The organism is bacterium (assembly GCA_024228115.1).
In the GTDB taxonomy this organism is placed as follows: Bacteria; Myxococcota_A; UBA9160; order UBA9160; family UBA6930.
Map to the genome: position 1 here is coordinate 44,361 of JAAETT010000151.1, position 14,297 is coordinate 58,657.

Here is a 14,297-nt window from a genome sequence, read left to right on the forward strand (position 1 = left end):
TCTCATCGGCCACTCAGCGCGCCACCTGCAGGAGAATTCCCCGGTGGTGGCTCTTCTCGGTCGAACCCCGTCCGGAGCAGGAACACCCGATCCTCACTCGGGTGGTTCACCGACAGCAACCAGCAGCAGCGTGGGTCCGTGAAGCGTCTGTCCCCGGCCGCCTGGCCCAGCTGGGGGCACCATCAGCTTTCGCTTGGGAAGATCATCGGTTCCTGACGGATCCGCAGTCGGGTCACACGTTCTTTCCCACCTTCGACCATCAGGTAGAGCGCAGGAACCGTGAAGAGCGTCAGTCCACTCGCAACGGCGAGCCCGAACACGATGCCTGCGGCGAACGGGCTATACACCGGATGGGTGCCGCCCAATCCCACTGCCATCGGAAAGAGCCCTGCGATCGTCGTCACGGTCGTGAGCAGGATCGGGCGAAAGCGCAGGCTGCAGGATTCGCGCACCGCATCGAGCGATGAGAGGCCGCGCGCCCTTCCCTGGTTCACGAAGTCGATCAACACCAACGAATCGTTCACGACGATGCCCGCCAACCCGACCATCGCGTAGAAGACGTACATCGTGAGCGGATAGTCGAGCACGAACATGCCGAGGATGACGCCGATGAAGGCAAAGGCGATCACACTCATCACCACGACGGGCTGAAGGTAGGAACGGAATTGCGTCGCCAGGATGGCGTAGATGGCCACCAACGCGATGAAGAGCGTGCCCAGGAGTTCGGAGATGCTGCGCTCGGTTTCCTGGGCCTCTCCGCCAAAGACCAATGAAACGCCAGGCCAGCGAACGCTTGCATCGGCGAAGCGCGATGCCATCTCGCGGTTCGCTGAAACCGACGTCGCCTGCAACTTGTCGACTTCGGCGTACACGACCACCGCCCGGCGGGCGTCGTAGTGATAGAGCGATTGATAGCTGCGCTCGACTTCGATGCGTGCCACGTCGCCGAGCTTAACGGTATGCCCTGCAGGAGAACGGATCTCCACGTCGAGCAGATCGGCAATGCTGCTGCGCTGCGCCTTCGGATACATGACCCGGATATCCACATCCTCATCGGAGGCCGGATCCTTGAACGTGGAGGGAACGAGCCCATCGTTCGCTGCGCGCAGCGCGATCCCCACATCCTGGAACGTCAAGCCGTGAAGCGATGCGCGATGCTCATCCAACCGCACGCGTAACTCTCGCGGACCGATGGGCAGGTTGTCCTCGATGTTGAAGACGCCAGGAATCGTCGCGAGATCGGCCTTGAGTTCGGCCGCAACCCGTTTGGCCAGCGCGTAGTCATCGGCAAAGACGCGAATGGCGACGGGTTTGCCGACCGGCGGCCCATTCCTGGGAGCGAAGACGAAGACCTTCTCGATGCCGGGGCTGCTTTCCATCGTCTCCTCGACACGGCTACGCACCCGCTCGAAGATGCGCTCCGGGTGGGCCACGTTCTCGCTGGTATCCGGAAACTGGATGTAGAAAGCGCCGTAGTTGGTGCCGGTCTGCGGCCCACCATCCGCCGACATCTTCATGCCCGCATAGGACAGGTAGTCGGTGATCTCAGCGCCGAACTCCGAGAGGGCAGCGTCGATCGCTGTGATCGATTCGGAGGTCTGATCGACTCCGGCATCGATGGGGCCATCGGTCGTAATATAGAACTGGTTGAAATCGGACTTGAAGAGGTCGATCGGGACGTGCTGGGTGAGCCCACACGAGAATGCAAGCGCCGCACAGCACACCAGGAAGAAGCTGCCGCGATAGCGCAGCACGGGTTCGAGGGCGCGCAGGTAGGAGTCTCGCGAACGCATGAGGAAGCCATCCACGGAGGCCCGCGCACGGTGGGAGAGCGCCACGAAGCCCCCTTCTCCTGCATCGTCGGTGGTACCGGCTGCGGTCGTGCTGCCCCAATCCAGGTAGTGGGCCGGCAGGATGATCAGCGCCTCGAAAAGGGATCCCACCAACGTGACGATCACGGCCTTCGGTAGCAGGGAGAAGAACTCACCGGATGTGCCGGAGACGAGAAGCATCGGCAGGAACGCCGCGAGCGTGGTGGCCACCGTTGCGATGACCGGCCACATGACCTGCCGGGTACCCTCGATGATGGCGGTACGGACTTCGAAACCTTCCTCCACGTGTCGATAGATGTTCTCGATGATGATGATCGCGTGGTCGACCAACATCCCCGAGACCATGATGAAGCCGATCAGCGTCAGGCTGTTCAAGCTCATCCCCATGTAGGGAAAGGCATAGAGCGCGAACAAGAACGAGAACGGGACGGCCAGGATCGCCAGCAGCGCGTTGCGAAAACCGACCGTGAACCAGAGCACGGCGACCACGGCCATCACACCGATCAACAGATTGGATTGGAGCAGGGCCATGCGGGATTCGATGTAGGTCGAGCTATCCCACGTGACGGTCGCCTCGACGCCGGGCGGAAGTCCCTGATTCGCTTCGTCCACCAGTTGGTGGACGCGGGCCACCAGTTCCCGGACGTCGACACCGCTCTCCTGGGCTACACCGAGATGAATGGCCGGGTCTCCGTTGTAGCGTCCGAACAAGCGTCGGCTCTCGAAGCCCCCTTCGACCGTGGCGATCTCGCCCAGCGTGATGTGGCGCCCCCGGACATCCTTCTTGATGACCGTCGCGGCCAGGGATTCTGGCGTGGAGAAATTGCCGAGGCCCCGCACGGTGATCTCATCTGACGCGTCGTTGACGAAACTACCGGCCGGAATGTTCTGGTTGTTCGCACGAATCACCGCGTTGATCTCGGGAAGCGTGAGATTCGCCTGGAGTGCCCGCTGTCGATCCACGTAGACGCGCAGCTCGCGATCCCGATCGCCGCGGGGAACGGTCTTCCGCACGCCCGGAATCCGCTCGAGGCGGATCTCGAGGTCTCGCGACACCTCGCGAAGGGTGTACTCGCCAACTCCCCCGACATCGGAGACGGCGACCATGCACGAAGGCCGCACTTCGTGAACCGAGAGTTCGAAGACGACTGGTTTCTCGGCCTCCCCTGGCAGATCATTGACCCGGTCGATAGCGGCGCGCAATTCGTTCAGTGAGCTCTCTTGCTGGATCGCCGAGAGGGATTCGTCCCATTCGACGTCGATCGAGGAGACTCCCGCCAGCGACGAGCTGGTGAGATCCTTGATGCCGGCCACCTCCTGGATTTCCTCTTCGAGCTTGGTCGTCACCAGCCGTTCGATCTCGTCAGCAGAGGCACCCGGCCAGACCGTATTCACGATCGCCGTATTGAAGGAGATGTCCGGGAACACCTCGACGGGAATGCCGACGAAGGCGAACAGGCCCGCGCCGATCACCATCACGAAGAGGATGTTCACCAGGACGACCTGGCGAACCGAGAACTCGGGAAGGCTCATCTCTGCGCCCCGACGCCTTTTTCACCGGGGGTGGCCAGCGGCTTTCTCGGTTTCACGACCAGACCCTCGCGTAGCTCTCCGAGGCCGGTCGTCACGATCTGCTCGCCGTCCTCCAACCCCGAGACGATCTCCAGGTCTTCCGGCCGGAAGGGGATGTCGCGCACTTCGATTCGACGCTGCCGGGCGACGGGGCCCTTCTCGCCGGACTCGATCACGTACACGAGGCGCACCCCGAACTGGTCGAGGGTGGCCTCTCGCGGTACGAGCCGAACCGGTCTCGGCTCGCCTAGCTTCAAATCCACTCTCGCCACCATACCCGGCAGGATCCGCTGGTCGGGATTGTCGATCTCGACCTCGATGGGGAACTTGCGACTGGTCGTATCCGCCGCCGCACCCACGTGGAGGATACGTCCTTCGAGGGTCTCCCCGGGGTAGGCCTCGAGGCTGACCGTCACGCTCGCTCCTGCCTGCAAGGCCACGATCTCCCGGTCGGTCACGCCGAGTGCAAGCCGCGCGGTAGAGAGATCCAACAACTCGCCGACCGATTCGCCGGGCTGAAGCACCTCCCCGTTCTCGACCGGAAAGCCCTGGAGCGCGCCGGCGAAGGGCGCGTGAAGGGTCTTCTTCGCCAGCTGGTCGCGGGCTTCGGAGAGGTTGGCGCGGGCCTCGCGAAGATTGGCGGCCGCCACCTTCTGGCCGTTCACGGCCTGGTCACGTCGCGACGCGCTGGCGGCATCCCGGGTTGCCAGGCTTTCGAATCGGGCGCGCTCGCTCTCCGCCAGGGAAAGCTGGCTCTCGGCCCGTGCCACGGCTGCGCGAGATCGTTCGACCGCAACCTCGGCAAGGAGTGGATCCATCTTGACGAGCAACTGGCCAGCCTCGACCGCCTCGAGATCCTCCGCCCCGAGTTCGATGACCCGGCCGCCAACTTCGGCAAAGAGTTCGACCCTGCGTCGGGCCTCGATCACACCGGAGAGGCGCGTCGTCCGGACCAACGGCCGTGCCTCGATCGTCCAGGTGCCGACCCGTACGGCGGTGGCTTCGGCGCCAGCCGCAGCTTCCCGTTGAAGCTCGGGCGCGAAGCTGTACAACGCGAAGGTCCCGACAAGGAGGAGCGCGGCGGTGGCGAGGAAGATCCATCGCGCTCGTCCACTGGCCAGTTCGGAATTCGCGGAATCGTTCATTGAAACTCTCCAGAAGCGGCAACGGGAGGGAGACGAAGGCGATCGTTCAGCAGTGCATCGAACGCAGCGCGAAGGGCAGTGGCCTCGACAGCCTCGGGATCGACGCTGCCCCGAAAGATCGAGCCCGAAACCAGGGCAAGTAGCGCTGCGGTAAAAGCATCGATGTCCGCATCGCGGCGGAAAGCCCCGGTTGCCTGACCGGCTTCCAGGGCCTCTCGCGTCGACGACGCCCACAACTCGAAGAAACCGCGCAGCGCTTGCTTGAACCGCTGTTCGAGGGCCGGCGCGTCTGCCACCAAACCCCACCCCTGAAAGAGCAGCGGTGCCGTCGGCGCCTGGAATCCAATCATCTGGATCAGCGCGTCGATTCGGCGATCGAGAGAGCGGGCCGGATCAGGCTCGGCCTCGACCGCGCCTGCGACGATTTCGGTTCCGGCCTGGAGCCGGTCTTCCAGCATCGCGAGGAGCAGATCCTCCCGGCTCTCGAAATGGTTGTAGAGCGTGCCCTTGGAGACATGGGCATGAGCGGCGATCTGTTCCATTCGCACGGCGGCGAGACCGCGCTCGAGGCACGCCTCCCGGGCCCCGCGCAGGATCTGCTCTCGGCGCGCATCGGGCCCGGGCCGCGAAGACGAATGGGGTTGACGATTCGAAGCGGGCAAACAGCGTGCTCAGGGCGCGAGCAGGTACTGACTGGTCAGTACTACTCTATCCGGCCATCAAATGCCAACTTCGCCGACCCCGATCTTGGCCGATTCCAGTCGAGCATCGGGGGTAGGATGGCGTCATGCCGCGCCTGGGAACGACCGCGCTGAAATGGCTCCTCGGCCTCGTCCTGCTGGGTTGCGGGACGGCCTACTTACCCGTGGAAACGCTCGATGAGAGGAGCCATGGCGCGCCTCTCAGCCGCTCGGACTACCAGCGAAGCGGCGACCTCACCTGGCGGCTGGGCGATGTCGAACGAACGGGAGACGCCCTGCGGATCGATTTCTCCCTGACGAATGGCACCTCCCGAACGATCGAACAGGGCCTGCTACGCGTGATCCTGTATGGGCCCGACGGCGCCCAGATGAGCGGCCGACTCCCATTCTCGGGAATCAGGGTGGGGCGCTCGCGGGCACTGTCTGCCCGTTTTGCCTCGGTGCCGTTTCGCGTCGCGGATCTGGGACTCGAAATCATCTTCGTCAGTCCTTGAGTGATTTCAACTAGTTGGTTGCGAAGCTGCGAATCCGATGGGGGAACTTCCGTGTAGCCCCGAACCCCCGCGGGACGGAAATTGACTCCGGTGTCGAAGAAAGTTCTGGAAATGCAAGTGGAGACGTAAGAAGATATCGGACCGGTTAGCGCACCAGACTTGGAGTCATTCTCCCCGCGGGTGAGCATTCTGCGAGCCCCGTCCAGAAATCAAGAGAACCGAGTTGATCCCCCCCGCCCTCAACGATCCCTCCCGACCGGGTCCCACCCGATGCGAGGACTCTGCGTGAGTTCGAGACGGCTCGGCCGGGCGCCGCGAACGCCCGCCGCACTCTGACCCGTGCCGGAGGCATGTCGAGCGATCGACGCCGCCTCCGCGCTTCGCGGTCGACCTACCCCACGACTTCCACGGACCTTTCTTCTTCAACCCGCCGCCCTCAAATCAGCAAGGAGCCAGTGACCTTGGACCAGCCCATGCGAGCCGAAGCCACCACGCCGACCCAACCCGCCCCGGCGGCGAAGGGTGCGAAGCCCGCCCCCTCCGTCGAAGATCATGAAGGCGCACGAGACCGGCGGCCCCTGGAATCGTACTTCCAGGATATCGGCGGCACTCGAACGCTGAAGCGCGAAGAAGAGGTCGTGCTCGCCAAGGAGCTCGAGGCCGCAACGAGCCAGCTGCGCGACGCGCTCTACGCAATTCCCGCCTGCGCACGGCATGTTGTCGAGCGTTGGGACACGCTTCGTGCCATGTCCCATACCGGCGCGAAGCTCTCCGAGTCCGCAGGGGATGAGGACACCGGCGAGATCGCCACGCGCGTCGAGGGCGCGATCAATCGGCTGCGCCGACACGTGAAACGCCGCGACGGCCTGAATACCCGCTCGCCCAAGGCCCAGTGGAGCCGTGCCAACAACGGGATCGCCAACGAGATGCACAACGCCAAGCTCTCTCTTGCGGTGCTCTCCGAACTGCGAGAGCAGGTCCGGAGCCTCGGCCGGGAACTCCGCCGTGCGCGCAAGGGCAGCCGACGTTTGAAGGAGCTCGAAACCCACGCCGGCCACGGCAAGGTCGCGTTCGGCGCGTGCTGGAACGATGTCGAAGCCGCTCAGGATCGGCTCACCGCGGTGAAGAATCGCTTCATCGAGCACAACCTGAAGCTCGTCGTCGCGATCGCGAAGGACTACCGCAATCTGGGCCTCTCCTTTCCGGACTTGATCCAGGAAGGCAACCTGGGCCTGATCCGTGCCGTCGAGAAGTTCGACCATCGCCGAGGCTTCAAGTTCTCCACCTACGCTGTCTGGTGGATCCGCCAGGCCCTCGTGCGCGCCATCCAGAACCATTCGAGGACGATCCGCCTGCCCTCCCACGTGCACGACCGCTTGCAGCGCAGCCAGAGGATCAAGGCCGAGCTGACCAGCAAGCTGGGCCGGGAGCCCACGCCGGCAGAGCTGGCACCTGCCCTCGAGACCGATACCCAGGCCCTCGAAGCCCTCGACCGGTTGAGCCGGGAGGCGATCTCTCTCGAGTCCTCGGTCGCCGGCACGGAGAAGCGGCTGGAAGATTTCGTCCCGGATGCGGGCGCATGCTTTCCGGACGGTGGGATCGACGACGACCGCATGCGCTCCGGCGTCGGGCACCTGATCGGCGCCCTCTCCCACCGCGAGCAGCTGATCCTGCGCCTGCGCTACGGCCTGGGCAGCGAAGAGGAGCACACCCTCGAACAGATCGGCCAGAACCTGGGGCTCTCCCGAGAACGGGTCCGCCAACTGGAGGCCCGCGCCCTCAAGAAGCTGCGGGACACCACACCCGCCCAGCGGCTCCATCCCATCCTCGAACCCTGATCGCGGCGGAGGTGCGTCCCCTCTGGTGGGATCAGCGGAGGCTCAGGTAGGCGGCGAACGCCAATGCGGCCGCGAAGCAGTAGTACGCGAAGAGATGGAAGCGTTGGCGCTCCAGAAGGCGCACGAACGCACGCAGTGCAAACAAACCTGATACGGCCGCCGCCACGGCTCCGATGCCACAGGCGATGAGCGTTGCCGAATCTGCCGCACTTGCATCGGGGATCGCCAGAACGGCCGCACCGGTGATGGCGGCAACGGCCATCAGGAATGAGAACTCGGTCGCCGCCAGAGGTGCCACGCCCAGGGCGAGCGCCGCCGCCAAGGTCGATCCGCTCCGCGAGATTCCGGGCGCGATCGCCAGCATCTGTGCGCAGCCGATCCAGAAAGCCTGAGACCAGCTCGGCACCTCGGCGCGGGCGTGAGGCTGGGTGCGGCGAATCGTGAGCAGCAGGGCGCCGGTCGCCAGAAGCGTCAGCACGATCAGCCGGGGCTCACCGAACAGGGATTCGATGAACGGCTTGGCGGTAAGCCCGGCGACCACGGCGGGAAGGGTGGCCAGAACGAGCTTCCCCGCGTAGCGCCAGGCCTCCGCTTCTCGCGCGCGGAGGCCGACGAGCAGGCCCACGATCCGCTCGCGGTAGAACGCGAGGATCGCCACCAGAGTGCCCACGTGGACGGCGATCTCGAAGAGCACGCCCTCACCGATGTGGCCCAGCAGAGTCTCCGCGATGACCAGGTGGCCCGAGCTCGAAACAGGGAAGAACTCGGTCAGCCCCTGCACGATCCCCAGCCACGCCGCCTCGAGCGGTCCCATTTGACGCTGCCCCCTTCCCCTCTTCGACCGAACGGAGTTTAATCCCCTGATGCGTGAGAATCTCGGACTCTTCCTGGCAAAACGTGCGGCCCTCGGGCCCGATCTCGAGGCCCTGATCGAGATCGAGCGAGGCCGCAGGTTCCTGTACAGCGAGCTGAACGCCCGCGCCAATCGCATCGCCCACGCCCTTCTGGAAAAGGGCGTACGGCCTGGCGATCGGGTGGCGCTGCTGATGATGAATGGCGCCGAGTACATCGAGAGCTATTTCGGGATCGCGAAAATCGGTGCCGTCATGGTTCCGCTCAATTGGCGACTCGTCCCGGAGGAGCTCACCTTCATCCTCAGTGACTCGGGCTCCAAGGTCCTGCTCTTCGACGGCGAGTTCGACGAGCCGGTCGCGGAGCTGCTGGAGCGGGACACGCCGATCTCGAGCTGGATCCGTGTCGGTGCGGCCAGCGACACCCCGGACTTCGCCGATGACTACGACACGCTCACTGCGGCGGCAAGCGATGAAGAACCGGATATCGCTGCCGAGGGCGATGACATCCTCTTCATCATGTACACGTCCGGCACCACGGGGCAGCCGAAGGGCGTCGTCCACACCCACTCGAGCGTCACGTGGGCCTCGTTGACGATCAACATGACGGCGGACAACCGCCACGGCGATCGCTACCTGCAGATGTTGCCGCTCTTCCACGTCGGCGCACTGGGGCCGCTCACCGCGGGCATCCACCGTGGCAGCGCCATCGTCTTGATGCGCGCCTTCGACCCCTCGCAGGTCTTCCCGGTGATCGAGCGCGAGCGGGTGACCACCGCGCTCGCCGTTCCGGCCATGCTTCGCTTGATGCTCGCTGCCGACAATCACGAAGAACACGACCGCACGACCTTGCGCTGGATCATGTCCGGTGCCGCGCCCGTGCCCGTGCCGTTGATCGAAGCCTACGCGGCCATGGGAATCGAAATCCATCAGGTCTACGGGTTGACCGAGACTGGCGGCCCGGCCTGCCTGATCAGCCCGGAGGCCGCCATCTCGAAAGCCGGTTCGACCGGCCCGGCATTCCTCCACACCGATGTGCGCGTCGTCGATGAGCAGGGCCAGGACGTACCGCCCGGGAAGATCGGCGAAGTGATCGTTCGCGGCCGCCACATCATGAAGGAGTACTGGAACCGGCCCGACGCGACCGCCGAGACCCTTCGGGACGGCTGGCTCTATTCCGGCGATCTGGCATCGATGGACGAGGACGGATTCGTCTACATCCAGGATCGCAAGAAGGACATGATCATCTCCGGCGGTGAGAACATCTACCCGGCTGAGGTCGAGAACGCGCTCTCCGCTCATCCGGGCGTGGCCGACGTCGCTGTGATTGGCATGCCGTCTCCGAAATGGGGAGAATCCGTGGCCGCCATCGTGGTTCGCCGACCGGGTACCGAGGTCACAGAGGATGACGTCATCCAGTTCTGTCAGACCAGACTGGCCCGCTTCAAGCAACCCAGAGTCGTGCACTTCATCGACGAGATCCCACGCAACCCGACCGGGAAGATCCTGAAGCGGCTCCTGCGCGAGCAATTTCCCGGACCGGCACCCCAGTAGGAAGAGGAACCGGACGAACCCATGATCATCGCCTGCCTGGACCTGGAAGGGGTCCTCGTCCCTGAAATCTGGATTGGTGTGGCCGAGCGTACGGGTATCGAGGAACTGCGTCTCACGACCCGCGACATCCCGGACTATGACGAGCTGATGACCCGACGGCTCAGCATCCTGGAGAAGAACGATCTCGGAATCGCCGACATCCAGGAGGTGATCGCGGCCCTCACACCCATGGCCGGCGCCCGTGATTTCCTGGACGAGCTACGTGCGCGCATGCAGGTCGTGATCCTCTCGGACACGTTCTACCAGTTCGCCAAACCCCTGATGCGGCAACTGGGATGGCCCACCCTCTTCTGTCACGATCTCGAAATCGATGGCGCCGGAAAGATCGCGGACTACCACCTGCGTCAACAGGACCCGAAGCGCAAGGCGGTGATGGCCTTCCGGTCGCTGAATTTCAAGACGATCGCGGCGGGCGATTCGTACAACGACACCACGATGCTAGGCGAAGCCGACCGTGGGATCCTCTTTCGGCCCCCGGAGAACGTGATCCGCGAGTTCCCCCAATTCCCCGTCTGCCACGGCTACGACGAACTCGCGGCTGCCTTCGACGAGGCGGCGAAAGCGATCGAGACCTGACGCCCCGCATCGGCGGATCCGCCATGCATGGACCGAGCTAGCCGTTCGCACCTCTCGCATCCCCGGCGCTCCGCACCCGATCCGCCTTGAACATCCGGAGACCTGAGGGCTGATAGGTCAGCACCAGAGCCCGGCGTGCGCGGTCGGAGCGGTTGGGACGAGAACCGTGCACCGTGTGAGGGCTGAAAAAGACCAGCGAGCCCGCAGGAACGCGGATCAGCACTTGATCCCCCTCATCGAAGTGGTCCGGATGGGTAAAGAGAGGCCCGAGGGTTCCATCGCCGGTACGTCCCGGAAGGCAGCCCTTCTTGTGGCTGCCGCGGACGACGCGAAAGCAGCCATTCTCCTCGTCCGCATCATCGAGGGTGATCATCACGTTGGGCAACTGGTCCAGGTGCTCGCAGAAATGCGCCCAATAGGGCGAATCCTGATGCCAATCGAAACGCGAGCCCTCCTGCGGGCGCTTCAAGTTCATCTTGTCGGAAAAGAGGGCGACCTCTTCCGTTCCCACGAGTTCGCAGATCGGCTGAACGATACGAGCATCATCGACGAGTTCGTCGAAGACCGGATGCAGGCCATGAAAGGGCTCGATCACCCGGATCGTCCGGGACTCCGGTGCGTGCTCGAGCTGAACGGTCGCGCCTTCACCCAGGGCGGGCACCTCCACATACTCGTTGCCGTCGATCACGTAGTGGTCGAGGCTGGCGGAAACACACGCCTCGGCCTGCTTCACGACGGCTTCGGCAGCCGTCCGGAGAGCATCGATCTCACTCGAACCGAATAGCGACGGGCGACAGAAGAAGCCGTCCTCCTCCCAGGCTCGTCGCTCTGCAGGCGTGAGGCCGTAGGTCATCTGTTCGGAATTCGCGGTGTCGTTCGCCATGGCGGATGGGAGTGTGAGCGATGGCGGGAATCCCCGCCAGCACCTGGGCCCATCGCCCCATGGGTTGAGCCGCCCTCCAGAGCCGGAGCCACGGATTTACGCAAGTTTCACAGGCCCGGCTCATCGAGGGCCGAAACAACACTTATCCTCGCGGTCGCGCAATCCTGGAGGGAAGCATGGCAAGCCGAGCAGCGTCATCGAAACAGCCGAAGCCCGAGCCCTCGCGAGCCTACCACCAGAACTACGAAGAATCGGACGGCTGGCTGACCCGCACCGGCGCCGTCGCCCGGGTGATCTATTGGGGCATCCACGCAGCTTGCCTGCTCGTCCTCGTCGTAGGCGCACCACTTCCCGCCGTGTTGCTTTGCGTTGTCACGTATTTCGTGCGGGTGCTCGGGATCACCGGCGCCTATCACCGCTATTTCTCGCACAAGAGCTACAAGACAGGCCGCATCTTCCAATTCGTGATCGCCTGGATCGGCTGCTCTGCAACCCAGAAGGGCCCCCTCTGGTGGGCGGGAAACCATCGTCGACACCACCGCTTCTCGGATCAGGAGGGCGACCCTCATAGCCCGAAGCATGGCTGGTACCACTCCCACCAGGGCTGGATCTTCGACACGCGCTGGGAGGGAACTCCCGAGGATGTGATCAAGGATTTCGCACGTTACCCGGAGCTGGTCTGGCTGAACCGGAATCACTGGGTTCCGCCGCTCACCCTGGGAATCCTCTGCGCGCTGATCGCGGGCCTGCCCGGCGTCGTATGGGGCTTCGCCGTATCGACCACCTTGCTCTGGCACGCGACCTACTCGGTCAACTCCCTGGCCCACCTCTGGGGAAAGCGTCGCTACGAAACCGGCGATACCAGCCGAAACAACCTGTGGATCGCGCTCTTCACCTGCGGCGAGGGGTGGCATAACAACCACCACTACTACCAGGCGGCAGCGCGCAATGGCTTCTTCTGGTGGGAAATCGACGTCACCTGGTACGTCCTGAAGGCGCTCTCCTGGGTCGGGCTCGTCTGGGACCTCCGGGAGCCGACCGAAGCCGTCAAACAAGGCCGTCCTGGCAAGACTCGCCTCGCCCGGGCCGCGTAGAGAAGACCGCCTAGCGAGCCGTCGCAGCGTTCCTGGGCATCCGGCGCGAAACCCGAGGCAGGTAGAGTTCGACCCGACTCCCTCGCTTGCGCGGGATGACCTCCAGACGCCCTCCCCCAGCACGCAACACGACGTCGCCAACCTGCAAAGCCAACTCACGCCCTCGCGGGGCCGGCCCGGGGCCAAACGGGGCCAGGGGTGGCCCCGAATCGCTGAGGATCAACACGAGATGGCGGGCCTGCTCTCGGGCTTCGAGCTTGATGCGGATCTCGGATCCGCCGTTGGCCAGGGCACCGGCTACAAGAAGAGTCAGCAGCTGGTGGACCGTATCGACATCGATCCGCACATCCGAGAGCCGATTGCCCTTGAGTGCCTTCAACTGCTCGGGGCGAAAGAGCAGCTCTTCCACTCTCCGACGAAGAGCCGCCAACACCTCGGAGGAGGCGACACGACCGAGCAGGAGCTTCTGCATACGAAGCGGTCGGATCAGCGATACCCAGGCGCCGGCCTGGGCACCCAGCAGCTGCACCTCGTGGGCAATCCGGCGCCGGTCTTGAACCGGCAGCGGATCGCCAAGAAAGTGGCCCGATAGCTGGACGCCGGCCAGCAGATTTCCGAGCTCATGGCAGACCGGCCTGACCCAATCCATGGAACGAACGACTCCCGCCTTCTTCCCACGAAGGGGCGACGAAACCTCTCAGCGATGCACCCGGGGCTCCTCCCCGCGGACGCCGGGTGAGTATACTCGGCGGCCATGACGTCTGCTGTCCTGCGCGGTCGTGAGCATACCCGCATCGGTGTGGTGGACGTCGTCGCGGAAGGGCCCATCGCCATCGCGAACTCCCGGGGCGGCGCCCCTAAAGGCTATCTGCACACGGATCCCAATGAGGATGTCGCCGGCTTCCTTCAGGGGCCAGGTGGCGCCTTCCTCGTCGTGGCCGACGGCCACTCGGGCTTCGAGGCCTCCGAAGTGGTCGTGGAGCACTTGCTGGCCTTTCCGGCACCCCAATGGACCGAAGCCGACGCGGATTTCCACACGGGCTGGAGCCGCCACGCCCTGGCCGCCCTTTGTGACGCGAACCTGGACATCCTGCGCGAACGCGCCGAAGGCCTCAATCTCGAGTCAGAAACCACCTTGGTGGCGACCCTGGTTCGCCCGGAGAGCCGCGACCTGCTCTATGCGTGTGTGGGCGACAGCCACTTGTTCGTCGCCACCCGTGGCGGGGTTCACGAACTCGGCGCCCGACCTGGGCGACCGACGCCCTTCCTGGGTTCACGCAAGGAGACTCCAGACACGCTTCACACCCGCTGCCAACTCGGCCGTCACGATTTGGCCGACGCCCTCGCAGTCGTGTGCGTCACGGATGGCCTGAGCGAGCAGGGAATCGGGGTCGAGGATCCGGCCTGGGCCATCGGGGAAGCCGTCACCGCGGCTGCCGAACTGCCCGCCGAAATGCGCGCCATGGGCCTGGCCCGTGACATCTGCGAGCGCGCCTGTGACGCCCACCGACGCCAGCGCGCAGGGGACAACGTGGCCGCTGCGGTAGCCTGGGTCGGGCTCTAGCCCGAATAATTCATGAAGAAGTCGCGTTCCTGAATTGAAGAAGGCCCCAGTTGCGGTAGAAACGTGTTGCGACACGCGTTTCCCCTCAACAAGGGCCCCTTCATGAAGCCGGATACTACCGCACAGACTGTCA

The 14,297-nt window shown here is 64.4% G+C and carries 12 protein-coding genes; 6 read left to right on the forward strand and 6 right to left on the reverse strand.

Features of this window, described 5'->3' with window-relative positions:
* Positions 1–182: 182 nt before the first annotated feature.
* The 3 genes from GY937_07490 to GY937_07500 are packed head-to-tail and all read right to left on the reverse strand — an operon-like array spanning position 183 to position 5,211.
* Entirely contained in the window at positions 183–3,365 is a 3,183-nt protein-coding gene (locus GY937_07490; GenBank protein ID MCP5056558.1) for an efflux RND transporter permease subunit, read from the reverse strand.
* Entirely contained in the window at positions 3,362–4,549 is a 1,188-nt protein-coding gene (locus GY937_07495) for an efflux RND transporter periplasmic adaptor subunit (protein ID MCP5056559.1), read from the reverse strand. Before GY937_07495 ends, GY937_07490 begins: the two co-directional genes overlap by 4 nt.
* Positions 4,546–5,211, reverse strand: a complete 666-nt coding sequence (locus GY937_07500) for a TetR/AcrR family transcriptional regulator (GenBank protein MCP5056560.1) — start codon at positions 5,209–5,211, stop codon at positions 4,546–4,548. The genes GY937_07495 and GY937_07500 overlap by 4 nt, the downstream gene beginning before the upstream one ends.
* Before the next feature lie 125 nt (positions 5,212–5,336).
* Here GY937_07500 and GY937_07505 point away from each other — a divergent pair, with 125 nt between their 5' ends.
* A complete protein-coding gene (locus GY937_07505) occupies positions 5,337–5,744 on the forward strand; it encodes a hypothetical protein (GenBank protein ID MCP5056561.1) in 408 nt (135 codons plus the stop codon).
* 461 nt (positions 5,745–6,205) lie between these two features.
* Positions 6,206–7,582, forward strand: a complete 1,377-nt coding sequence (locus tag GY937_07510; protein MCP5056562.1) for a sigma-70 family RNA polymerase sigma factor — start codon at positions 6,206–6,208, stop codon at positions 7,580–7,582.
* A 31-nt stretch (positions 7,583–7,613) separates the two neighbouring features.
* Here GY937_07510 and GY937_07515 read toward each other — a convergent pair whose 3' ends face one another.
* Positions 7,614–8,396 carry an undecaprenyl-diphosphate phosphatase gene (locus tag GY937_07515; GenBank protein ID MCP5056563.1) on the reverse strand — a complete coding sequence of 261 codons (783 nt, stop codon included), beginning with the start codon at positions 8,394–8,396 and terminating at the stop codon, positions 7,614–7,616.
* A 49-nt stretch (positions 8,397–8,445) separates the two neighbouring features.
* On the opposite strand from GY937_07515, the gene GY937_07520 reads away from it, so the two are divergent.
* Both GY937_07520 and thrH read left to right on the forward strand, forming a co-directional pair.
* On the forward strand, positions 8,446–9,987 hold the full coding sequence (locus tag GY937_07520; GenBank protein ID MCP5056564.1) for a long-chain-fatty-acid--CoA ligase: 1,542 nt from the start codon (positions 8,446–8,448) through the stop codon (positions 9,985–9,987).
* A 21-nt stretch (positions 9,988–10,008) separates the two neighbouring features.
* Entirely contained in the window at positions 10,009–10,623 is a 615-nt protein-coding gene (gene thrH / locus GY937_07525; protein ID MCP5056565.1) for a bifunctional phosphoserine phosphatase/homoserine phosphotransferase ThrH, read from the forward strand.
* 37 nt (positions 10,624–10,660) lie between these two features.
* Here thrH and GY937_07530 read toward each other — a convergent pair whose 3' ends face one another.
* Positions 10,661–11,506, reverse strand: coding sequence for a phytanoyl-CoA dioxygenase family protein (locus GY937_07530; protein ID MCP5056566.1), 846 nt, complete (start codon positions 11,504–11,506; stop codon positions 10,661–10,663).
* A gap of 176 nt (positions 11,507–11,682) precedes the next feature.
* On the opposite strand from GY937_07530, the gene GY937_07535 reads away from it, so the two are divergent.
* Positions 11,683–12,600 carry an acyl-CoA desaturase gene (locus GY937_07535; protein MCP5056567.1) on the forward strand — a complete coding sequence of 306 codons (918 nt, stop codon included), beginning with the start codon at positions 11,683–11,685 and terminating at the stop codon, positions 12,598–12,600.
* Positions 12,601–12,610: 10 nt separating this feature from the next.
* Here the strand turns inward: GY937_07535 and GY937_07540 are convergent, their stop codons facing one another.
* Positions 12,611–13,249, reverse strand: coding sequence for a hypothetical protein (locus GY937_07540; protein ID MCP5056568.1), 639 nt, complete (start codon positions 13,247–13,249; stop codon positions 12,611–12,613).
* 105 nt (positions 13,250–13,354) lie between these two features.
* On the opposite strand from GY937_07540, the gene GY937_07545 reads away from it, so the two are divergent.
* The gene (locus GY937_07545; protein ID MCP5056569.1) at positions 13,355–14,164 is read left to right on the forward strand and encodes a SpoIIE family protein phosphatase; all 810 of its coding nucleotides are present in this window, start codon (positions 13,355–13,357) and stop codon (positions 14,162–14,164) included.
* Positions 14,165–14,297: the final 133 nt, after the last annotated feature.